Annotated in this window: 19 protein-coding genes; 9 read left to right on the top strand and 10 right to left on the bottom strand. The window is 27.9% G+C overall.

The window, feature by feature from the left end; translation table 11 throughout:
* The first annotated feature begins 77 nt into the window (after nt 1–77).
* The 3 genes from ACTQYZ_RS08830 (at nt 78) to ACTQYZ_RS08840 (ending at nt 2,752) form a co-directional block, all read left to right on the top strand.
* Nucleotides 78–1,979 carry an OPT family oligopeptide transporter gene (locus tag ACTQYZ_RS08830; RefSeq protein ID WP_441021648.1) on the top strand — a complete coding sequence of 634 codons (1,902 nt, stop codon included), beginning with the start codon at nt 78–80 and terminating at the stop codon, nt 1,977–1,979.
* A gap of 72 nt (nt 1,980–2,051) precedes the next feature.
* Nucleotides 2,052–2,402, top strand: a complete 351-nt coding sequence (locus tag ACTQYZ_RS08835; RefSeq protein WP_441021650.1) for a PqqD family protein — start codon at nt 2,052–2,054, stop codon at nt 2,400–2,402.
* Nucleotides 2,402–2,752, top strand: coding sequence for a hypothetical protein (locus tag ACTQYZ_RS08840; protein WP_441021652.1), 351 nt, complete (start codon nt 2,402–2,404; stop codon nt 2,750–2,752). Before ACTQYZ_RS08835 ends, ACTQYZ_RS08840 begins: the two co-directional genes overlap by 1 nt.
* A 31-nt stretch (nt 2,753–2,783) precedes the next feature.
* Here ACTQYZ_RS08840 and ACTQYZ_RS08845 read toward each other — a convergent pair whose 3' ends face one another.
* Together ACTQYZ_RS08845 and ACTQYZ_RS08850 are read right to left on the bottom strand one after the other, a co-directional pair.
* Entirely contained in the window at nt 2,784–3,353 is a 570-nt protein-coding gene (locus ACTQYZ_RS08845; protein ID WP_329380644.1) for a phosphoribosyltransferase family protein, read from the bottom strand.
* Nucleotides 3,354–3,369: 16 nt separating this feature from the next.
* Nucleotides 3,370–4,419 carry an NCS2 family permease gene (locus ACTQYZ_RS08850; protein ID WP_441021653.1) on the bottom strand — a complete coding sequence of 350 codons (1,050 nt, stop codon included), beginning with the start codon at nt 4,417–4,419 and terminating at the stop codon, nt 3,370–3,372.
* Between the two features lie 147 nt (nt 4,420–4,566).
* On the opposite strand from ACTQYZ_RS08850, the gene ACTQYZ_RS08855 reads away from it, so the two are divergent.
* Nucleotides 4,567–5,031: a TspO/MBR family protein gene (locus ACTQYZ_RS08855; RefSeq protein WP_441416438.1), complete on the top strand. Its 465-nt coding sequence runs from the start codon at nt 4,567–4,569 to the stop codon at nt 5,029–5,031.
* A 25-nt stretch (nt 5,032–5,056) separates the two neighbouring features.
* Here the strand turns inward: ACTQYZ_RS08855 and ACTQYZ_RS08860 are convergent, their stop codons facing one another.
* The 7 genes from ACTQYZ_RS08860 to ACTQYZ_RS08890 form a co-directional block, all read right to left on the bottom strand.
* Entirely contained in the window at nt 5,057–7,462 is a 2,406-nt protein-coding gene (locus ACTQYZ_RS08860) for a sugar-transfer associated ATP-grasp domain-containing protein (RefSeq protein ID WP_441021657.1), read from the bottom strand.
* Nucleotides 7,462–8,058, bottom strand: a complete 597-nt coding sequence (locus ACTQYZ_RS08865) for a hypothetical protein (protein WP_441416439.1) — start codon at nt 8,056–8,058, stop codon at nt 7,462–7,464. The genes ACTQYZ_RS08860 and ACTQYZ_RS08865 overlap by 1 nt, the downstream gene beginning before the upstream one ends.
* Before the next feature lie 9 nt (nt 8,059–8,067).
* On the bottom strand, nt 8,068–9,114 hold the full coding sequence (locus ACTQYZ_RS08870) for a sugar-transfer associated ATP-grasp domain-containing protein (protein WP_441021661.1): 1,047 nt from the start codon (nt 9,112–9,114) through the stop codon (nt 8,068–8,070).
* Nucleotides 9,115–9,128: 14 nt separating this feature from the next.
* Nucleotides 9,129–10,244: a CDP-glycerol glycerophosphotransferase family protein gene (locus ACTQYZ_RS08875; protein WP_441021662.1), complete on the bottom strand. Its 1,116-nt coding sequence runs from the start codon at nt 10,242–10,244 to the stop codon at nt 9,129–9,131.
* Between the two features lie 151 nt (nt 10,245–10,395).
* Nucleotides 10,396–11,493, bottom strand: a complete 1,098-nt coding sequence (locus ACTQYZ_RS08880; RefSeq protein WP_441416440.1) for a sugar-transfer associated ATP-grasp domain-containing protein — start codon at nt 11,491–11,493, stop codon at nt 10,396–10,398.
* Nucleotides 11,432–13,585, bottom strand: a complete 2,154-nt coding sequence (locus tag ACTQYZ_RS08885) for a CapA family protein (protein WP_441416441.1) — start codon at nt 13,583–13,585, stop codon at nt 11,432–11,434. The genes ACTQYZ_RS08880 and ACTQYZ_RS08885 overlap by 62 nt, the downstream gene beginning before the upstream one ends.
* A gap of 131 nt (nt 13,586–13,716) precedes the next feature.
* A complete protein-coding gene (locus ACTQYZ_RS08890; RefSeq protein ID WP_441021668.1) occupies nt 13,717–14,883 on the bottom strand; it encodes a CaiB/BaiF CoA transferase family protein in 1,167 nt (388 codons plus the stop codon).
* A gap of 144 nt (nt 14,884–15,027) precedes the next feature.
* Here ACTQYZ_RS08890 and ACTQYZ_RS08895 point away from each other — a divergent pair, with 144 nt between their 5' ends.
* The 5 genes from ACTQYZ_RS08895 (at nt 15,028) to ACTQYZ_RS08915 (ending at nt 19,692) form a co-directional block, all read left to right on the top strand.
* Nucleotides 15,028–15,879 (top strand): zinc dependent phospholipase C family protein, encoded by an 852-nt coding sequence (locus tag ACTQYZ_RS08895; protein WP_441021670.1) that lies wholly within the window; start codon nt 15,028–15,030, stop codon nt 15,877–15,879.
* A gap of 155 nt (nt 15,880–16,034) precedes the next feature.
* Nucleotides 16,035–16,901, top strand: coding sequence for a zinc dependent phospholipase C family protein (locus tag ACTQYZ_RS08900; RefSeq protein WP_441416442.1), 867 nt, complete (start codon nt 16,035–16,037; stop codon nt 16,899–16,901).
* Complete coding sequence (locus tag ACTQYZ_RS08905; protein ID WP_441416443.1) at nt 16,885–18,126, top strand: MFS transporter; 1,242 nt, start codon at nt 16,885–16,887, stop codon at nt 18,124–18,126. Before ACTQYZ_RS08900 ends, ACTQYZ_RS08905 begins: the two co-directional genes overlap by 17 nt.
* A gap of 81 nt (nt 18,127–18,207) precedes the next feature.
* The gene (locus tag ACTQYZ_RS08910) at nt 18,208–18,747 is read left to right on the top strand and encodes an NUDIX hydrolase (protein WP_441021674.1); all 540 of its coding nucleotides are present in this window, start codon (nt 18,208–18,210) and stop codon (nt 18,745–18,747) included.
* A 12-nt stretch (nt 18,748–18,759) separates the two neighbouring features.
* Nucleotides 18,760–19,692, top strand: coding sequence for an ROK family glucokinase (locus ACTQYZ_RS08915; RefSeq protein ID WP_441021676.1), 933 nt, complete (start codon nt 18,760–18,762; stop codon nt 19,690–19,692).
* Nucleotides 19,693–19,716: 24 nt separating this feature from the next.
* On the opposite strand, the gene ACTQYZ_RS08920 is transcribed toward ACTQYZ_RS08915, so the two are convergent.
* A complete protein-coding gene (locus tag ACTQYZ_RS08920; protein WP_441021678.1) occupies nt 19,717–22,953 on the bottom strand; it encodes a 4-alpha-glucanotransferase in 3,237 nt (1,078 codons plus the stop codon).
* Nucleotides 22,954–23,255 lie beyond the last annotated feature (302 nt).

The raw sequence follows: 23,255 nt of genomic DNA on the forward strand, positions 1-23,255 counted from the left end.
ATATTTACTTTTATGTAAATTTATTATATAATTTAGTTTGATTGTCTATAATAAAATTAAAAGAAAGGGGTTAAATTATGTCTGACAAACATAACGATTTTAAACCGTATATACCAGCAGATAAGGTTGCACCTGAATTTACAATTACATCAATTCTTATTGGTATTATTTTAGCAATAGTATTTGGTGCTGCAAATGCTTATCTAGGTCTTAGAGTTGGTATGACAATCTCTGCATCAATCCCAGCGGCAGTTATTTCTATGGGTATTATCAGAGTTATTTTACGCCGTGATTCAATTCTTGAAAACAACTTGGTTCAAACAATTGGTTCAGCCGGTGAATCTGTTGCCGCAGGAGCTATATTTACATTACCTGCCTTATTCTTATGGGCAAATGAAGGTATTATATCTGCTCCAAGCATAATAACAATTTTCCTTATTGCACTTGTTGGTGGTATCCTTGGGATAATTTTCATGGTTCCACTTCGTCAAGCTTTAATTGTTGAAGAACACGGAGTATTACCATTTCCAGAAGGAACAGCTTGTGCTGAAGTTTTACTTGCGGGAGAAGAAGGAGGAAGCAAAGCAAGTACTGTATTTGCAGGTCTTGGTATTGCTGCTTTATATAAATTCATTGCTGATGGAATGAAAGTTTTCCCAAGTGAAATTGGATATGATATTAAAGGTTACGCAGGTTCAGCAATTGGTATCCAAGTACTTCCTGCATTAGTAGGTGTTGGATATATCTGTGGTCCAAAAATTTCAAGCTACATGCTTGCCGGTGGTACATTATCATGGTTTGTAATCATGCCTATAATTGCTCTATTCGGTGCTGATGCAACAATCTTCCCTGGAGATGTTGTTATTTCATCTTTAGCACCAAGTGACTTATGGGGTACATATGTAAAATACATCGGTGCCGGTGCGGTTGCTACAGGTGGTATTATAAGCTTAATCAAAAGTTTACCTTTAATTGTTAAAACATTCTCTCAAGCTATGAAGAGTATGGGTAAAAAAGCTACAAGCTCAAATACACTTCGTACAGAAATCGACTTACCAATGCCAGTATTATTAATTTTATTATTAATTATTGCTGTTGCTATCTGGTTACTTCCAATATTCCCAGTTAACTTCCTTGGAGCATTAATCATTGTGATCTTCGGTTTCTTCTTTGCAACTGTTTCATCAAGAATGGTTGGACTTATCGGTTCATCAAACAACCCTGTTTCTGGTATGGCTATTGCAACATTAATTATTGCAACTATTCTTCTTAAAGCTACAGGAACAACAGGTGTTGATGGTATGGTTGGTTCTATTGCTATCGGTGCTATTATCTGTGTTATCGCAGCTATCGCCGGAGACTGTTCTCAAGACTTAAAAACAGGTTTTATTCTTGGTGCTACTCCTAAGAAACAACAAATCGGTGAAATCATCGGTGTTATCGCTTCAGCTGCTGCAATCGGTTATGTATTATACCTATTAAATGCAGCATGGGGTTACGGTTCTGCTGAAATCCCTGCACCACAAGCTACTATGATGCAAATGATAGTTGAAGGTATTATGAATGCACAATTACCTTGGGCTTTAATCTTTGCAGGTGCTGGGATTGCAATTGTAATTGAAATCTTAGGTGTACCTGTTTTACCTGTTGCAGTTGGTATGTACTTACCATTCAGCTTAAGTGCTGGTATCATGGCAGGTGGTCTTGTTCGTTTAGCTATGGATAAACGTAAAGTAAGCGAAGAAGAAAAGAAAGAATCTGTTGAACGTGGTACATTATATACATCTGGTTTAATCGCTGGTGAAGGTTTAATGGGTGTTGTTCTTGCTGTTCTTGCTGTATTAAACAAAGCAGAAGCAATCGATGTTTCTAAAGCATTTAGCATCGGTCAAATAGGAAGCTTAGTAGTATTCGCTCTATTAATTGTTTCTCTTGTAATGGTTTGTTTAAAAAAGAAAGACAAAAAAGAACAAGCTTAAATGTTTTAAATAATAAAAAGATGTAACTTATAAAATAAGTTACATCTTTTTAAAAAAGAAAGGAATCCATAAATGAGTAAATCTAATAAAAAAAATAACTATCTGGAATTTATTCCTTTAAAAAATCCTAATACGGAATATGAAACAGATGAAAATGGTATTGTAATAATAAAAAAAGACTGGGTTGGTTTTTATAATAAAATTGCTCAAAAATTTTTTCATAAACCTAAAACCAGTAACATCTCTCTAGATGAATATGGAAGTTTTATTTGGCTTAATATTGATGGTGAAAGTAATGTTTATCAAATATCACAAAAATTAGATGCTCATTATCCAAAAATGGAAAAAAGCTTATCTAGATTAATTAAATTTTTGGAAATCCTTCAAAATCATAATTTTATAACTTGGAAGGAGATTTATTAATGTCAATACTACATTATCTACCATACATATTATTATTTATGGTTGCAACAATGTTAATTTACGGATGGGGGCTATGGCGTGCATCTCGACAACAAAGAGATTTAATGAATATGTTATATTCAAAAGCCGTCTCAAAAATAAAAAAGGCAATCAAACAAAAAGGTCCTTTATCAAAAAAAGAAATTCAAGAAGTAGTAAAAAACATTCAGGTAAGCCAACCTTTCTCTAAAAACCGTTTAGGTGTAACAGATAAAGTAAGTTTCACAACTGCAATTCTCTCTTTTATGATGGAAAATAATATGTTAATAAAAGAAAAAGAGAATGGAAGATTTGTTTATAAACTTAAATAAAAAAAAGATATCTTTCGATATCTCTTTTTTATTATATTTCTTCATATTCACCATTATCTTTTATATTAAATAAAGGTAACTTTTGTAAGAAAATTATATCGTCTCTATCAGCAGCATCCCCTTCTGCCAAAATTGCAGCTTTTGAAACAATCTTTGCTCCAGCTTTTAAAACTAAGTTTTCAAGAGCTTTTAAAGATTCACCGGTAGAAATAACATCATCAACAATACAAACTTTTCTATCTTTTATTTTGCAAGCATCAATACCATCTAAAAATAAATTTTGTACACCTTTAGTTGTTATTGATTCCAAAGATTCACTTACAACATCTTTCATATAAGATTTAACGCTTTTTCTAGCAACAATAAACTCTTTTAAACCTCTAAGTCTTGTCATTTCATGTGTTAAAGCAATACCTTTTGCTTCCGCTGTTACAAATATATCTACATCCCCTATTTTCTTTAACAACTCTTTTGCTGCAACTTCAATAAGTTCACTGTCACTTAAAACAACAAAACTTGCAAATGCTTTTTTATCATCAATATGTATATATGGAAGTTGTCTTTTAATACCACATATATTTATTTCATATTTTTTTTCCATTTTAATTTCTCACCTACTAAATAAAAATAAATCTTGCCAAAATACCGGCAATCATTCCAATAAAAGGATCGCTTACAGCAGTTACTGCCATAGTAATTCCACCTACCATTGGTGTTGTAGCAACAGCAGTTGCACAGTTACCAGGAACTGTAACAAATACACCAAGAACAAATAAGAAACCGCAAATAGATGACGCAGGAACATATTTACCAATTTTAGGAAGAAGTCCAAAAATTAAAATAAGTCCCATTACAAACATCATTGCAATACCAGCCCATAATGCGTGTGGCGCACTTCCTGTAGCAGAAATAATTGATTCAACAGGTGCACCCCCAAAGAAAGATGAAACCATATCAGCTAAAGAACTAATTACAGATAAATGGTCAATATTTACTTCTGTATTTGCCATACTTCCTGTAATAGCACCAAATGATATATTAGAACCAATATTCAAACATACCATACCAAGAGCACCTCTTAGTATTTTAGCATTAAAAGAAAGTTTTTGTCTTTCAATTTTATCTTCTTTTGCTACAGACATCTCTTCATTTGCATCTTTAACAAAGAACTTTGCAGCAATGCAAGATAATATTACAGAAATTGTTATAGTATAAACTAAATCTTGTGAAAAGGCATACGTAACAATTGCTGAAATTAAAGAAACAATACCTATAATTTTATCTTTCTTAAGCATATCAACAGAAACTTTAGCAAGCATTAAACCTACCCCTGCCATCATTCCTGCAGCTATTTCAGGCCCTATAAAATCAACAACTTTTGTAAGCATTCCACAAAGTCCGATAACAGCCATTATTGCCGCACCGATAAATATCATAGAACACATTTCTTTTTTATCTTTACCCATTGTACCGGCATAAGTTATTGTTTCTGCCTGAAAAGAAATAGGAGCAACACTACCTGTAATAAAGTTACCTATTGCACCAACAAAAAAAGCAAAAGCTGTTGGAATAGATGCAAATCCAAAAGTTAAAGCCAACAACCCTTGTGGTAATCCATTTAAGATTACACTAATAACCGCCATTATATCAGAAGCGATTTCACTCATACAAATTCCTCCTTATTTTACAAAATACCATAAAAGTATATCATATTTCAGGAAAAATTTAATTAATAATTTTCACCTTTTTAAATGTAATCGTAATATTATTTTTATTTAGACATAAATTAATTATATAAACTTTAGGAGTAGTAAATGAAAATTAATTTTAAAAGACTTTTATTCTCTATCTTAATTCCACTTATTGTTGGAGGAATATCGGCGTTATTTACAAAAAACAGTATGGATATATATAAAAATTTAAACCTGCCTATGTTATCTCCCCCAGGTTTTATATTTCCAATTGTTTGGACGATATTATTTATTTTAATGGGAATCAGTGCATACCTTATATCCTTTTCAGAGGGAGAAGAAAAAGAAAATGCTCAAAAAATATATATTATTCAACTAATTTTAAATTTTATATGGAGTATAATATTCTTTAATTATAATAATTATGTTCTTTCATTTATCGTATTAATAATAATTTGGCTTTTTATTTTAAAAATGATCATTTCTTTTTACAACATTAATCCTATTTCAGGATATTTACAAATTCCATATCTTTTATGGGTTACTTTTGCAGGATATTTAAATTTTATGATTATTCTTTTAAATTAAAAAAAGCTTCAATTAAGAAGCTTTTTTACCTTATAGGAAGTTTAACTATACTATATTTCCCTCTAAAATTCTCATCTCCATAAGAAATTTTTTTCTCTTTTAATTTATATAATAAATAATCCATTGTTTTTGGAGATAATTTTTCAATAGCTGGGTAATCAGGGAACCTATTTATTTCCGGAAATTTTATTCCATTTTCGGTTATTGCAAGGTCAAATCCAAAATATTCAAGTTCGGGAATATTTCTTGCAACATCCAAAACTGTCTGTTTTACTTTTTCCCAGTTTGGTAGATAACCTTCTATTTTTACATTAGTATCAGGATGATATAAACAAGGTTTTATTTCATTATCTTCAATAATTTTTGCATCAAAAAATTTTCCAGTTTCAATATCAATTTTTGCAAACATTCCCCCTGCTCCCATATTATCTACGGCACCGGTTCTTTTAGATCCAAATCTCATATAAGCATTCCCTATTTCAGGATTTTTACCATCTTTTTTAAATACAATCATTCTTATTGTATTAACAGCACCTGAATATATATTTTTTATTACGGGATGCATATTTATATATTCCGTTATTAAGTATTGATTATTAACATCTTTTAAAATATTAAGCACATCTTCTTTTTTTGCTTGTTCATGATTAAGATAGTATTTACCGTCTAAATATTCAAATTTATAAAATCCGTCACCATGAGAACCTTCATCGGGTTTTAGAGCAAGTGATTTTTTTTCTTTTACAAGTTTAAAAATATCTTCAAAAGTATTTGAATACCCTTCAGGACAATCCATCATAGAAATAACTTTATTGTTTCCGTTTTTAAGAATTATATGATAATAGTATTCAGGAAAACAATTATTATAATCAGAACAAATATACTTTACGGTTATTTTATCTTCCATCCATTTTCTGTATTCATTATTTATATGTCTTAACCATCTATACTCAAAATCAGAAATATAATTATTATAATTCTCATCATTTATTCCATATTGATGTATTCTGTAAGATATAAAACCATGTTTTTTTGCCCACATTTTTTCTTTAAATGTAGTATCCTTATTTGTAATAAAGTCTTTTAACTGCTCTTTGGGAAATTTTATTGAAAGATAAGGAAGTAAACCTTTTGGGAAAAATAGTTTTGCATATGTAGCTCTTACTTTAAGTTTAACTTTCTTCATTCCCCTTTTTGTTTTTACCGATAAACCTTTATACGCTTTTCTTTTTTGTTCAACTTTATATTTTAAATATTTTGATGTTTCAATACTAAAAGGTACAGATTTAGGATATTCTGGATGACCATCCCAACTTATAATTTTAAACCCATCATCTGTTATCATTATTTTCAAACCCAAAAACTCAAGTTCAGGAGCAAAATATCCTATATTTTTTACGGTTTCTTTAATCTCATTCCAAAAAGGAATTTTACTTGGAATAGCATAATCATTATTTGGATTTGTTGTTTTCTTTATCCTTTTTCCTCTATTTATGCTTACACTATCTGAAATTTTACCATCTATAGTATTTATATAAGCATATACAGTACTTTCATACCATTCTTCATTTTCTATTTCCATTAATTCTTCATCATTAGAATCATCTTCATACAATCTGAATAAAATATCATTATTGTTATTTTCATCGTCATTTAAGTTTGTCTCTTCTTTAAATGATGTATTTTTTAAAATATCAATATTGTTATTTAAAAATTTATTTTTTTCAAATGAAATATATGCATCTCCAATTTTAGGATTATCACCTTTAGAGTTAAATACTATTAAATTTATTAAGCCTCCTTCAAAATCTTTTCTTGGAATTAAATCTTCAGTAATAATAACACTTTTATTTATTTTTGAAATGTAATCAATTAATTCTTTTTCTTTTACGTTTTTTCCATTTATATAAAAGTTATCATTTTTGCATTCAATTAAATCCCTTTGAGAACTTTTTGAAATATACAATCTGACCTTTTTCTCTGTTTTTATCGTATTAATTACATCTTTCCACGTATCATTTTTATTACTTATATTTAGAGGAATAATAAGTTTATTCTTATATCTATTTGTAATATGATAAAAACATTTTGGCATTTTATCCCTAAATGGTTTAAAAATATTATAAATAGTTACCTTATCTGATATCCACTTACCATATATTCCATTAATTGGTCTTAAAAAAGCATAATCCTTTGCAGATATAATATCCTTATAATTTTCTTCGCTTATATTTAAACTTCTCACCTGTTCAGGTAAAAATCCTCTTTTTACTGCCCATCTTGTTTCTTTAAAAGAATAATCCTTATCTTTTAAATAACTTCTATATACTCCTCGTACCCATTTTCTTGCTTCTACACCTGTAAAACCTTTTGAAGTTTTTGGAAAAGCTAAAATATTTAATCCGTATTTCTTTATGTCATTAAAGGACATTATATAAGTACCCCCTTATTCTTCTCATAATCTTTTGGTGAATTAAAATCCTGCGTATCATCATGTATATAAACATATTTATCTTTTATTTCCTTTTCATCAAAAGAAAGACCTTGAAATGATTGATAAACCTGCCATCCTATACACTTTTCAATTTTGCCTTCTAAATATAATTTCCTTACATTTTCAACATGCTTAATAAATACATTGGATTTTTTTATTTTAATTGCAACAATAGATTTTCCATTACCAAAAAACATTAAATCATCTGTATTTATTTTTATAATTTTTTCCATTGCCTTATCAGAATAATATGTATCTCCGTATAAAAAACATATATTGTCTTCTATAAGTTCACTTGTAAATCTATCAATTTCTAAGATATTATGTTTAGGTTCATATCTTTTTGAACCTTTTATTTCATACCTTTCATCATGAGAAGTTATTATTACTTCACTGTCTTTATCAAATTCATTTAATAATCTTACAGTTCTTTCTATAATTTTTTCACCATTTACTTCTATAAAATGCTTGGGAATATTTTTGTAATTATGCCATCTTTTACCTTTACCATCAGCCATTATTATATACTTCATATATTACCTCTATTTTATTACTTTATGATATCTGTAAAAATCACCAAGTTCGTTATTTCTCTGCCCTCCCCAAAGCTGTATAATATTTACGCCTGAGGATGTATTTGCTTCAATAATACATATTCCTTCAATAGTTAATAAAATATCCCAAGCTATAAAATGCATATATGGAATTTTATTTGCAAGTTCTAAAATTTCTTTTTTTAACTCTTGCCAATTAGGAATTTTAACTCCTTCTATAGGTGCCTTAGAGTCAGGATGAATTTTATATACATTTAAGTTATGAAGACATCTTGCCTCAGATAATTCTCCTGTTTCTAAATCTATTTTTGAAACAAGTCCTCCTCTACTTCCATTATCTACAGGTATTGTCTTTTTTGTTCCTATTCTTTGTACGGCAAAGAATATTTTTATTTTCTTGGTATGAATATCTCTTAATGTAATTAATCTTATTGTATTTACTGTTTTATCATATATTTTATTTGCATACTCATGTTGACTTATACATTCCACGATTATCCAATTATCCCTTTTAACCAAAAAAGAAACAAACTGTTTCTCATTTAATTCATTTCTATCTACAAAAATATGACCATTATCATAAGTTAAAATATTAACATCTTTTCCTTTTCCTGCTCCATAAGGTTTTATAAATAACTTTTTATGATCTTTAAGAAGTCTTAATGCATAGTCATAGTCCACTTCACTATCATTAAAAATAGATAAAACACCTTTATTTTTTATCATATAAATTTCCGGAACTTTAATATATTGTTTCAACACTTCGTTTGCTACAATTTTATTATTAAACATAAAATCAAAAGGTTCATTTATATATCTTGACCTGTACCAATCAAATTCAGACAAATACTCATTTTTATCATTGTGATCTAAATCATATAGCATCCATTGATCTGCTAAAAAACCTCTTGTAAGATTTGCTCTTATTTTTTTATAAAAAGGGCATTTAAAATGATTTTTTACAAATATAATTCTTTTAAAATATATAACAAATAATTTTACTTTTTTTAAAATTTTCTTCGCAAGTTCAAACATAATTTCTCTCTTTTCTATGACAATTTATCTAAAACTAACTGTGCAAGTTTTGCAGTAGATGTTCCAAGTTCTTTTGGCAAATATTTTTCTCTGTAATTATCAAGAGAATTTTGATTGTAATTACCTGATTCCAAGTCCATAATCAAATCTTTTGCATTTTTAAAAGCACATCCCGGCATTGAATAAAATGGATCAACATTAACTCCATTTTTTATTATGTATTCATCATAATCATAAAGATAATAGTAAGTTTTTTTATTTAAAATTGCTGCTTCTACCGCAATTGCAGAATAATCTGTAATTAAGTACTCACAAACAGAAAGAAGTCTTACTGCACTAAATTCAGGACAAGTTAGTATATTCGGATTATCTGTATTTATTTTTTGATTTGGATGACTTTTTACAATTAAAAAATATTTATCAAAATCTATATAATCTAAAAGCTCTTCCCATTTGGGAATAATATTTCTTCTAAAAGTAGGCGCATATAAAATTACTTTTTTTTCTTTTAAAAAAGGATATTCATCTAAAATTCTTTCTTTATTAAATTCATTCGTTCTCAAAAGATAATCTATTCTTGGAAGACCTATATTATAAAGTTTATCTAAACTGGTATTAAAAGATTGAAGATAAAATGGATTCCATGATTCTGCAGATGAAATAATTATGTCATAATTTTGATGCATACATAAAAGATTAGAGATTTCTTCACTTCTTCCTGAAGGCTTACCAATAGTTTGATGACCTGACTTTTTTATTTTCCCTATCGAATGCCACATCTGTATTATTGTTAATTCTTTTTTATGCTTACAAATAGAAACAATAGGCCAATAAGAATCTAATACACAAACTTTACTGGTTGCAAGGTGATACATACTTTTAAAAGAATCTATAATAAATTTAATTATTCCTTTTTTGCTATCATCTAATCTATTACATATGTATTTAATCTCAATTTTATTAGATGTCTTATTAATAAGTTCATTTTCTAATAATAAAAAATCTAAACTTAAAGTATTTGACTGTCTACTTAAAAATAAAACTTTGTTTTCTTTTATTGGATTATATTTTTTTATAAAGTAATAAACTATACTAATAATTTTCTTTCCTAATTTTATTACAACTACCATTTTTCCCCTCATCGCAATTTAGGCTAATTATATCAATAAAAATAACAAAAAAAATAATTTATACATTTAATTTACATAATAGAAATAAAGGTTTTACTTTAATCTTTTAAATAAAAAATATCCTAAACATATATTTAGGATATTTTTTATTTTATCTACTTATTATTCTTTTTATTTTCCTTTTTAATCTCCTTGGAAGCATTCTGATAAACCCTATCTCCATATTTTTTGTATTTATCATTATCTTGTCATAAACAATAGGATTTATTCCTTCTATATTTTCAATTTCTCTTATTTTATCTTCATAAATATGTTTTTTCCCAATTTGGTCTGGAGATTGTAATACATCGAAATTAGGTTTACCATTTCCCTCTACAAATTCAACATCTCCATTTTCCGTAATACATACATCCCAACCAATATGTCTCATTTCAGGAACTTTCAATGCAGCATCACATACTGCCTCTTTTAATTTATCCCAGTAAGGATATTTAAACCCTAAAATCTTTTCTTTAGAATCAGGATGTATATCTGTTCTTATATGAGCTCTATTTATTGCTTGGTTAACCTTTCCACTCTCAACATCTATTGTTGCAGCAACTCCACCTCCATGAAAGTTATCAATAACATTTCCGGCTCTTCCGAATCTTGCAACGGCACCCATTACTTTTGCTGTATTATCGGCACATACTAAAGTATAAACTCTAACAGTATTTAATGTACTTTCATTAAACTTTGCTATTTCACTATTTTGTTTAATTATTTCCTCAATTATCAAACCTTCTTCTTTACAAAGTTCAAATAAATTTTGTGTTGTATCATCATTTGTTTTTATAACTCTTGCACCTGCTCCACCAGTTCCTCTTACAGATTTTGCAAAAAATTCTTCATGTTTTTTTATAAAAGTATTAAATTCATCAAAAGAACAACAGCTTACATCAAGCCAATCCCTTTTTACATACTTTTTAAAAGTATCGTTAAACAATGCTTTATCCAAGAATATTTTTCTATATTCTTTTTTATTACAAGCTTTTTGAACTCTTTTTCTGTATCCTTCGTTTAAAAAAGTATCTCTTATTTCAGGTTCTTTATTATATAGTTCATAATCAAAATAACAGTTATGAGTAAATCCTCTTTGTCTACAATATAATAACCAATCACAAAAATACACAGTAAAATTTACATTGTTATATTTTAAATTTTTTTTTTGATTTATATTTTCTTTTAAAAGCCTTATATTTCTTCTCAAGTTCTTCTTTATCTATTTCAGGCATTTTACTTCCAAGTAATTTAACTATACTTTCAAGAGTTCCATCAAAGGCTCTATATTTTATATATTTTGAAGGTTGATTTTTACATTTTGCATAATATGGAAGAGGTGTTCCTAAAATATAACATGTTGAAATAATAGTAGCTGGATGTTTATCATTAGGTCCATTCATTGTTCCTACTATTTCTTTATTTAAACTTATATTATTATCCTTTTTAGTTATTAAAGGCATATATTTAACACATATTCTATTTTCATTTTCAAATTTATCTGCATAACTTCCTTTTTCGCAATATATTGTTAAATTATTACATCCAACAAAAGCATCTTTATCTATACTTGTAACTGATGGTGGTATCTTAATACTTAATAAATTTTCACAATTTAAAAATACATTTTTTTCAATACATTTTAATGACTCCGGAAGCCATAAGCCACTCATTTTTATACAATTTTCAAATGCGTTTTCTTCTATCTTTATTACTTCATCAAAAAATCTTACACTTTCTAAGTTTGTAAAATTTTTAAAAGCTTCTTTTCCTATTATGTTTGTTTGTTTTCCCAAATAAACTAGTCTTGTACTATCATTTTTTTCTATATCATTGTTTACATAATATACAGGTTTACCATCTACATTTTTACTTAGCTTAACTACACTGCTCATACTTAAAAAAGAATGAAGAACAGCATAATCGTCATATATTTCATATATTCCTTCTTTTTCTTCCTTATAATAATTAAAATTATCATTTTCTTTTAGTTCAGGAATATTTATTTTTACTGATCTGTTTTTACTTATAGTTTTCTTTTTGTCTTTTAAAATATTAAGTACTTCATTTATATCTTTATCTTCATTTTTTCTTAAATCATCTATTGAATTTGAAGAAACTTCTATATTTGTATTTAATATTATTTCGTTATTTTCAAGAAGTTTACTTACATCTTCATATGTATTTTTAAGCATTAGAACTTTTTCCTCCGTAAGCCCCAAAGATTCTACAATAGGTAATACAGTAAATGGAATTCCCTTATAATTTTTTACAATTTTACATGGTATAAATTCAATTTTTGATTTTATTTCTCCATTTTCTTTTCGTAATTTTAAATTATAAAGAAGTGTGTACTCTGAAAAATTTGAATCAGCAAAAGTGTTTAAATGTGAAATTAAATTTCCCAAAGAGAAAAGTACAGGTTTATCATTTATTTTTTCAAACTTTTGAATAACATGTGCATGAGAACCTACAATAAAGTCATAGCCTATATTAGATAAGTTTTCAGCCATTGAATATTGTCTTTGTGTAATTTCAGAAGTATATTCTTTTCCCCAATGTGGAAAACATACTGTTATTTCTGCTCCTCTTTCTTTCATTTTATCAAATACACTTTGAGCTCTATTTTGGGTATAAGTATTAAGTAAGTTTATTCTGCCTTGTCTGTTTAAGTTAGGCTGCATTTTATTATAAGAAGTTGAAAAGGCTGTAAAACCAACTTTTATACCACATATATCAACAATTACAAATTTATCTTCTTTCTTTAAAAATGTACCTGTTTGAATAATACCAATATCTTTTACATTGTTAATTGTATCTACCATTCCTCTTACACCTGCATCAATAGTATGATTGTTTGCAGTTGTAAGCATATCAAAACCACATAAAGAAAGAGCCTCTAAATATTCATATGGGGCATTGCAATAATACGGTCCTTCATGTGTTAATATTTCACCTCTGTAAGAAGCTGTTTGCGATATTACGGTTTCTAAATTTCCGCAAATAAAATCTGCTTTTTCAAAAATAGGTTTAACATATTTAAAACATAATGAAAAATCATATCCACCATCTTTTTTAGAATATTTTTCAATCATGTTTTCTAAGCATAATAAATCACCTGTAAAAATTAAAGATATTTCATCTTTATTATCTTTTATAGATTTAAAACATTTATTATCATCAGACAAGACAAATCTTCTTATATTTAAATGCTTTTCAATATTTTTATTAATATTTTCTCTTTTCTTTAGTTCATAACTTGGACTTTTATATTCATACTTTTCTATTTGAGGATATTCCAAAACATTAATCTCCTTTTTATATAATATTTTAAATTTTATCATAATGTAAAATATTGTTACCTTTCCTTTTCGGTAAAAGGTTTGTAAATTTTTTATAAAATAAAAAAAGATACTGCAAAAGCAATATCTTTTTAAATCATATCCTCAATATCTTCATCAGTATATCCCAAATAATTTAAAACATCTTTAGTATGATATCCCTCTGGGTATCCTGCATATTCATATTCAACAGGACTATTTAAAAACTTAATCGGACACCCAACCTGTTTTACTTTTATCTCTTTTTTATGAGGAAGTTTAGTTTCAACAAACATTTGTCTTTGATGTAGATGTTTATCTTCTTTTGTTTCATTTAAAGACATTACAGGTTCAACACACGCATCAACGTCTTTAAAAAATATACTCCATTCTTTTTTTGTCTTTTCTTTAAATTTCTCTTTTAATGTTTCTTTTACAAGTTTTGTATCTGTTTTTAAAATTTTACCATCAGCCCAATCTTCATATCCTAAAGCCATACATAAATTATAGAAAAATTTTGGTTCTAATGCTGCTACACTAATATATTCTCCGTCTTTTGTTTCGTAAAAATCATATATACCTCCCCCGTTTAATACTTGACTTTCTCTTTTAGGTGCTATATTTGAAGTTAAAAAAGAAATTCCGTCCATCGTATTAAAAGGTATCATACCATCAAGCATTGATATGTCTATATATTCTCCAATTCCTCTTTTTTCTCTATTATACGCTGCCGCTAAAATTGAGGCAACACTATTCATAGAACCCGACGCAAGGTCCGCAACTTGCATATTGTAAAGAGATGGTCCTGATTTTTTCCTGCCTGAAGAAGCCATTAAACCACTTCTTGATAAATAATTTATATCATGACCTGCTCTATCTTTTAACTCACCACTTTGACCGTATCCGGTTAAAGAACAGTAAATAAGTTTTGGATTAATTTTACTTAAAGTATCATAATCCAGTCCAAGTTTTTTCATTACACCAGGTCTAAACTGTTCAATAATAATATCATATTCCATTATTAATTTTTTTACAGCTTCAATGGATTTTTCTTTTTTTAAATTTAAGTATATACTTTTTTTATTTCTTCCAAGCCATGCTGCAGAAGCAGTAATATCTGAATCTTCAATAATCGGAGGCCAATGAGTTACCAAATCAAATCTATCTTTACTGCTTATTTTTAATACTTCTGCACCCATATCCGCAAGAAGTAGTGTTGCATAAGGTCCGGGAAGAAGTGTTGTAAAATCTAAAATTTTTAATCCTTGTAATATACCCATTTTATTCTCCTAAAATTATTTTATTAATTATTTATTTATTATATAATATAACATATATCGACATTTTTTTTATAAACATAATAAATTTAAAAACACTAATTATACTATTTTTCATCTTAAAATAATTATATTTGGAGGTTTATTTTGCCGGGGTTAACAGCGCATTATATTTTTGGTCAAAAGGTCTTAGAAAAATATCCAGAAAATATTAAACAAATAATTCTTAAAAATAAAAACCTATTTGATATAGGTTTATTGGGACCAGATATATTATTTTATTATAAACCGATTAAAAGAAATCACGTAACAAAATGTGCAAGATATGTACACCGTTTAAAAGGTAAAGAAGTATTTGATTATGCTTTACAATCTTTAGAAAATGTAGAAAATAAAGAAGCATATATTTCATATATATTAGGATTTATATGTCATTTTACTTTTGATAGTAATGCTCATGGATATATTCAAAAAAAAATTAAAACAGATAAAATAAATCATCATACAATCGAATGGGAATTTGAAAGATATATAATGAATAAAAACAACATTACTCCCAAAAGACACAATAGAACAAAATGGATTAATATTAATAAAAAAGACAGTGAGATAATTTCAACTTTTTTCAAAAATATTACGCCTAATGAAATATATCATAGTATTAATAAAATACATCTTTATGATTCTTTAATGGTCTCTTATACCCCAATCAAAAGATACTTTGTTTTAACTTCATTACATATAATAAAGAAAACAAAAAAGAAACCAATGATAATGGAAAAAAGACCAAATAAAAAATGTTTTGACAGCAACTTAAGACTTGAAAAAATAATGAATAAATCAATAAATAAATGTATAGAAAACACAAATAATTTAATTTCTAATTTAAAATACAATAAACCTTTATCTATTGAATTTGACAAAATTTTTGGACCAAATGAAAATTGGCAGGATATTTTAGTATTACCATTAGAAGATGAAAAATATTATGAAATTTAGATTAAGTTAAAATATAAACAAATTTTTAGTTTTTTTTATAATTACAAATATATAATGTAAAATTTTTGAAAAATATTAATATTTTTTTCAGTTTATATACAATCTGTTTTTAGTTTATGATAAAGTATTAAATATAACATTTGGAGGTTTTTATTTTGCCTGGAATTACAGCTCACTACATATTTGGACAAAAAGTTTTAGACAAATATCCAAAAGAAATAAAAAATATAGTAATTGAAAACAAAGATTTATTTAATATAGGTTTACAAGGACCTGATATATTATTTTATTACAAACCTTTAAAATCAAATAATGTTACAAAATTTGGAAATGATATGCACGATGAAAAAGGAAGTATATTTTTTAACAGTGCAATATATACTCTACATTCCATAGGAGAAGAAAATTTTAATAAATATTTATCTTATTTATTAGGTTTTTTATGTCACTTTACTTTTGATAGTAATGCTCATGGATACATAGAAAATAAAATATATACAAGTAAAGTAACTCATTATGACATAGAATGGGAATTTGAGAGATATTTAATGAAAAAAAATAATATCGATCCAAAGAAAAAACAAAGATTAAATTGGATAAATATTAGTAAAGAAAACAGTAAAATAATTTCAGATTTTTATAAAGGTATAACTCCAGATGAAATTTTTCATTCTATAAATTCAATATCTTTTTATGATAGTTTTTTACTTGGAGCACATTTATGGCAAAGAGAACTTGTTTCTTTCGTTCTTCATATAGGCGGACAATATAAAAGTAAAAATAAATTAAGAATGCAAAAAGAACCAATTAAACTTTGCCTTGACAGTAATTTAAGACTTGAAAAGATAATGAATAACTCAATAAATAAGTGTATAGAAAACACAAATATTTTAATTGATAAATTGGATAATAATACTTCTTTATCAAAAGCATTTGACAAAACTTTTGGACCAAACGAAAATTGGCAAGACATTTTAGTCTTATCATTGGAGGAAGAAGAAAAGTATGAAATCGAAATTTAATGAAATAGAAAAGAAATGGGTTTTATATGATGTTGGAAACTCTGCATTTACAATGCTCATTACAACAATAATGCCTATTTATTTTAACCAACTTGCAAGCTCTCAAGGTATCTCAGAAGTAAACTACCTTGCATACTGGGGATATGCAACGACAATATCAACAATAATAGTTGCTTTACTTGCTCCATTTTTTGGAACAATATCAGATTTTCCGGGATGGAAAAAGAAACTATTTTCTGTATCATTGTTAATCGGATCAGTTGGATGTGTTCTTCTTGGAATAATTCAATCATGGATATGGTTTTTATTATTATTTGTACTTGCAAAATCAGCATATTCTATAAACTTGGTATTCTATGATTCAATGCTTACCGATGTTACAACCCCGGAAAAAATGAATAGAGTTTCAGCAAGTGGATATGCTTGGGGATATATTGGAAGTTGTATTCCATTTGTTTTATCTCTTATAGTAGTTTTATTCTATGATAAAATCGGTTTATCAATACAAGTCGCTATGTTTTTGGCATTTTTAATCACTGCTGTTTGGTGGATTCTATTTGCAATGCCTTTATGGAGAAAATACAAACAAAAAAATTATGTTGAACCAACACATCATCCATTAAAAGAAAGTTTTATAAGGTTATCTAAAATATTCAACGAGCTAAAGAAAAATAAAAAAGTACTGTTTTTCTTAATAGCCTTTTTCTTCTATATAGACGGTGTATATACAATAATAGATATGGCAACTGCATATGGTACAGCTCTAGGTTTAAAATCCGAAGGTTTATTACTAGCTTTACTTGTAACACAAATTGCCGCATTTCCTACTGCTTTGTTTTTTGGTAAATTAAGCACAAAAACAGATGTGTTTAAATTAATATTAGTATGTATAACAGCATACTTCTTCATAGTTTTATATGGAATGACAATGAAACTTCAATATCAATTTTGGATACTTGCAATTTGTGTAGGAGCATTCCAAGGAGGAATTCAATCTCTTTCACGTTCATATTTTGCATCAATAATTCCAAAGAATAAATCAGGTGAATATTTTGGAATATATGATATTTGCGGAAAAGGTGCTTCAATACTTGGAACATTCTTGGTATCTTTGGTAAGCCAAATAAGCGGAAACATTAATACAGGAGTTGGAATTCTTGCTGTAATGTTTGTTATTGGCGGATTCTTCTTTATAAAAACATCTAAGGTAAAAAGCTTAAATTAAGCTTTTTACCTTTTTTATTATTAATTTTCTTCTTATAAATTACTATTTTTATAGTATAATTTAAAAGTAAAGGAGAATAAAATGGATTTAAAAGAAAAAACAATTTCGAGTGATATAGTATTTAAAGGCATGGTATTTGATATAGCTCAAGAAGAAGTTTTACTTCCAAATAACGAAACTGCAAAAAGACAAATAATAAAAACTAACGGTGCTGTTTCAATCATTCCCATAACAAAAGAAGGAGAAATAATTTTAATAAAACAATACAGACAAGCTGTAAAATCAGAAACGCTTGAGTTTCCGGGAGGAAAACTTGAAAAAGGAGAAGACATAAAACAAGCTGCGTTAAGAGAACTTCGAGAAGAAACAGGATACATAGCAAAAAATATAAAACCTTTTGGAGAAACTTATCCTGCAAGCGGATATTCTGATGAGGTTATTTATTATTTTATTTGTGACGATTTAGAAGTTAAGGAAAAACAAGATTTAGATGAAGATGAATTTATAAATATAGTAAAAGTTTCAAAAAAAGAATTAAAAAATATGATTTTAAATGGTGAAATAAAAGACTCTAAAGTAATGGCATTTGGACTAAAATATTTAATTAAAAATAATATTTAGATAGGAGAAAAAATGAATTACTGCTTTGGTGTAGATATAGGTGGAACAACCGTAAAAATAGGTTTATTTCAAGATAATGGAACGATAGTTGATAAATGGGAAATTCCAACACGTAAACAAGAAGGAGGTAAATATATTTTACCTGATATTTCAAAATCTCTTTTAGATAAAATTAATGAAAAACAAATAAATAAAAAAGATATTTTAGGCGCAGGAGTTGGGGTTCCCGCTCCAATAAAAGAAGAAGGTATTGTAAGAGGTTCAGCAAATCTTAATTGGAAGTATAAAGAGGTTATCAAAGAATTACATGAACTAACAGGATTTAAAATAAAGACAGGAAACGATGCAAACATGGCAGCTTTAGGTGAAATGTGGTTAGGTTCAGGTAAAAATTATAATAACTTGATAATGATAACTTTAGGCACTGGTGTCGGAGGCGGAATAATAATAAACGGTAAACCTCTTATTGGTTCAAATGGTGCAGGCGGTGAAATTGGACATTTGAAAGTTAATTATAACGAAGATAAACACTGTGGTTGTAAAGGTCAAGGTTGTCTTGAACAATATGCTTCCGCAAGAGGAATTGTAAATTTAGCTAAAAATAAGTTAGAAAAAACAAATAAAAAAAGTATTCTTAATAAAGATGATATAACTTCAAAAGATGTTTTTGATGCCTTAAAAGATGGCGATGAAATAGCAAAAGAAGTTATTGAAGAGTTTGGTAAATACTTAGGATACGCAATTGCAAATATTGCAGTAATAATTGACCCTGAAATTATTTTAATAGGCGGAGGCGTGTCAAAAGCAGGAAATGTTATAATAGAATATGTAAAGAAATATTTTGACAAAAAAGCATATTTTGCAAACAGAAATATAAAGTTTGAACTTGCAAGTTTGGGTAACGATGCCGGAATTTGTGGGGCTGCAAAATTAATATTAATATAAAAAAATACCCATATGGGTATTTTTTTATCTGTTATTTTTTTCTGTTAAAATTCTTAACTTCTCATCATAACCTTCTAATTGTTCTTTTAAAGCCTGCCATTTCCAGTTCTCATCAACTGTTCCAGGTTTATTCATTCTCGATTCATCCCCTAAATTCAACACATCTTGAAGAGGCATTATAACAATATTGCTTCGGCAAGAATATAATTTATCTTTTAATATTTCTATCTTTTCATCAATATATTTTTTATTTTCATCATTTTCTTCACCGCCAAAATATCTGTCTATACACCAGCCTCTAAGAGTTTGATTATCGTGCGTTCCGCTATAAGCTATCTTATTTAAAGGCGGAATATAATTTTCTGGATCTTTATCATAAAACTGAATAACATCTGCTCCAGGGAAACCTGTTTTTTCAAGTAAAGCTCTTACTCCAGGAGTAATCGTTCCAAGATCTTCAGCAATAAACGGTAATGCTCCAAATTCTTCATAAGCCTTTTCAAATACCTCAGTTCCGACACCAAGTATCCATTCACCTTTTATAGCCTTTTCTCCTTTTGGAACAGACCAATAAGCCTCAAATCCTCTAAAATGATCTAATCTTGTAAAATCATAAAGTGAAATTGCTCTTTTTAATCTTTTTAGCCACCAAGAATAATTATCTTCCTTTATTTTATCCCAGTTATATAATGGATTACCCCAAAGCTGACCTTCTTTAGAAAAATAATCAGGCGGAACTCCTGCTTCTTTTTCAATTTCTCCATTTTCATTTACAGTAAAATATTCTGGATCTGCCCAAACATCACAAGATGAAGCAGAAACATACATAGGCATATCACCTATTATTTTTATTCCTTTTTCATTTGCATAACTGTGCAAATCCTGCCACATTTGTTCAAAAACAAATTGAGTAAACTTGTAAAAATCAGCTCTTTTTCCTAGCTTTTTATTTTTATAAAAATCTATAGAATATTTTTTATGATTTTCATAATTTCCTTCAACATCCTTTATTGCCATATACATCGCATAAGCATCAAGCCAATAATCATTTTCTTTTTTGAAATTAATAAAATCACTATCTTTTTTATTAAAATGTTTATATTTATTTTCAAGCTCTGAAATTGAATAACTCGTTAAATTAATATTTCCTGCAAATGCTGATTGTCCGGAATATGGTGAACCAAAGGTATCCGTTGGATTAACAGGTAGTATTTGCCAATATTTTTGTTTTGCTCTTGCAAGAAAATCAACAAAATCTTTTGCCGGTTTACCTAATGTTCCTCCTGGTATTGAAGTTATATGACATAATACTCCGCTTCCTCTTTCTATTTCTGCGCAAAGTGCATTGTCATTTCTAAAATGAATTACGGACGAACCTAAAGGATATATTGTTACATTATAATATCCTTGTTCATCTTTAATCATATCAACACCTGTTACAATATCATTAGCTTTCCAATCTTCTTTTAATTTAATATCATAAACATTTGCTAAACTTCTGTTAATTAATAAAAGAGCTTTTGATTTATCATTTTTTCTATAAAATCCAAAGACATCATCATTAAATATAGCAGGATCAAAATCCCCCTTTATAAACACAGGATAAATTTTTCTAAGAGATATTGCATTTCTATAAATAGAAAGGTTATCCATATCTATATTTTCCCATGGGAATGAAGCTCTGTTATATGGATCAGAATATCCCTCAAGCCCTGCTTCATCTCCATAATAGATACATGGAACTCCAGGCATCAACATTTGTGTTAAAACAGCAAGCCATAATCTTCCTTTTGCTATACCTCTTTGATGATCATTTAATCTATATTCTCTTTTTTCATCTTCACTTAATGTATTTGCATCAACAGCATCTCCAAGAAGTGTCATTATACGCATTCTATCGTGACTTCCAAGCAAGTTTAAAGAGGAATAAAAATTCTCTTTTGGATAATTTTCATATAAACTCATTAAACTTTCTGCCAAATCATAAGCAGAGATTTTACCTAAAATAAAGTTCTCAATACCATCTCTAAACACATAATTCATAACACAATCAAGTTCTTCACCTTGAAAGTATTTTCTAAGTTCTCCATAACTTATTTTATTGCTTGCATCTTCCCAAACTTCACCCATAAGTACCCCATCATTACCTTTTTGTGCAATTACGGCATTTTTTATTCCTTTTATAAATTCATCGGGAAGTTCATCTGCAACATCGAGTCTCCAGCCTTTTGCTCCTAATTGTAACCATTTTTTTACTATGCTGTCTTCATTTTTATATATAAATTCTTGATAACTTTCACAGCTTTCATTTACATTTGGTAAATCATCCACACCCCACCAACAATCATAAGTACCGTCTTCTTTAAAATTAAACCAGTCATAATACTTAGATTCTTTTCCTTGGAATGCACCTTTTTCATCATAATTTCCATATTTATTGAAATATATACTATCACATCCTGTATGATTAAATACCCCGTCTAAAATAATGGAAATACCTTTCTTTTCTGCCTCTTTACATAAATATTTAAAATCTTCCTCATCACCAAGAAGCTCATCAATTTGATTATAATCTGCAGTATCATACCTATGGTTGCTTGCAGCAGAAAATATAGGATTCAAATATATTGACGTAATTCCTAAATTCTTTAAATAATCAAGCTTTTCTACAATACCTTGTAATGTTCCACCATAAAACTCCCAGCTTTTAATCCTTCCTTGTTCATCTTTATCATATTTAGGTTTATCATTCCAACTAGATACAAGTTTTCTTTCTGGGCCTTTTCTTTTCTTTTCTAAGTTTTTAACTCTTTTTTCAAAATCTTTTCCCCTATTAAATCTATCAGGAAAAATTTGATAAACCACAGAGTTTTTATACCAACTTGGAACTTTTCTTTCTTTATAAACTGTAATTTGAAATGAAGGAGGTTCATAAGAATATAATGCACCTTCTCCTCCTGTTCTTCCTTGTTTTGCTCCATAATAAACTTTGTTTCCGTCTTGTTTTTCAATGATGAAACTATACCATATTATACACGCTTCATTACATTTCAAATTGAAACTATGTCTTACATAATCATCTATTTTTTCTTCTTGCATTTGAAAAATACTTTCACCCTTTTTGTCTATCCATACCCTTAACTTAACTTTTGCATTTTCTTCTTCAAACAGGTCTAAACAAACAGAAACAGTGCCACCTATGCAGATGGCACCGAATGGTTTTCTATAAATTTCGTCTCTAGAATTATGATATGCTTTCATATTTCATTTTCCCTTTTGCTATTTTTTATTATTGTCTTTTTCAGTTGTATTTACCTTACTTGCAGTTTTACTGTCTTCTTTTTTTACAGTTTTATTTGCGGTAGTTTTAGCCTTAGCTGTAGTATCACTATCTTTTTTTACTGTCTTTCTTGAAGAAGTTGTCTTTTTTGTAGCTGTTTTTCTGGTTTTTCCTGCAGTTTTACTTGTTGTTTTGTTTGCAGGTTTTGAAGTAGTTTTACTTGCTGACGAAGTTTGTTTTTTTGATGTCGAAGATGAAGCTTTTTTTGCTTCATTTTCTACTT

The organism is Anaerofustis sp. LCP19S3_F7, from assembly GCF_052119445.1.
Lineage (GTDB): Bacteria > Bacillota > Clostridia > Eubacteriales > Anaerofustaceae > Anaerofustis > Anaerofustis butyriciformans.

Coding starts and splice junctions, on each gene's coding strand:
- ACTQYZ_RS08830 (WP_441021648.1), top strand. CDS start 78: ATGTCTGACAAACATAACGATTTTAAACCGTATATACCAGCAGATAAG.
- ACTQYZ_RS08835 (WP_441021650.1), top strand. CDS start 2,052: ATGAGTAAATCTAATAAAAAAAATAACTATCTGGAATTTATTCCTTTA.
- ACTQYZ_RS08840 (WP_441021652.1), top strand. CDS start 2,402: ATGTCAATACTACATTATCTACCATACATATTATTATTTATGGTTGCA.
- ACTQYZ_RS08845 (WP_329380644.1), bottom strand. CDS start 3,353: ATGGAAAAAAAATATGAAATAAATATATGTGGTATTAAAAGACAACTT.
- ACTQYZ_RS08850 (WP_441021653.1), bottom strand. CDS start 4,419: ATGAGTGAAATCGCTTCTGATATAATGGCGGTTATTAGTGTAATCTTA.
- ACTQYZ_RS08855 (WP_441416438.1), top strand. CDS start 4,567: ATGAAAATTAATTTTAAAAGACTTTTATTCTCTATCTTAATTCCACTT.
- ACTQYZ_RS08860 (WP_441021657.1), bottom strand. CDS start 7,462: ATGTCCTTTAATGACATAAAGAAATACGGATTAAATATTTTAGCTTTT.
- ACTQYZ_RS08865 (WP_441416439.1), bottom strand. CDS start 8,058: ATGAAGTATATAATAATGGCTGATGGTAAAGGTAAAAGATGGCATAAT.
- ACTQYZ_RS08870 (WP_441021661.1), bottom strand. CDS start 9,114: ATGTTTGAACTTGCGAAGAAAATTTTAAAAAAAGTAAAATTATTTGTT.
- ACTQYZ_RS08875 (WP_441021662.1), bottom strand. CDS start 10,244: ATGGTAGTTGTAATAAAATTAGGAAAGAAAATTATTAGTATAGTTTAT.
- ACTQYZ_RS08890 (WP_441021668.1), bottom strand. CDS start 14,883: ATGGGTATATTACAAGGATTAAAAATTTTAGATTTTACAACACTTCTT.
- ACTQYZ_RS08905 (WP_441416443.1), top strand. CDS start 16,885: ATGAAATCGAAATTTAATGAAATAGAAAAGAAATGGGTTTTATATGAT.
- ACTQYZ_RS08910 (WP_441021674.1), top strand. CDS start 18,208: ATGGATTTAAAAGAAAAAACAATTTCGAGTGATATAGTATTTAAAGGC.
- ACTQYZ_RS08915 (WP_441021676.1), top strand. CDS start 18,760: ATGAATTACTGCTTTGGTGTAGATATAGGTGGAACAACCGTAAAAATA.
- ACTQYZ_RS08920 (WP_441021678.1), bottom strand. CDS start 22,953: ATGAAAGCATATCATAATTCTAGAGACGAAATTTATAGAAAACCATTC.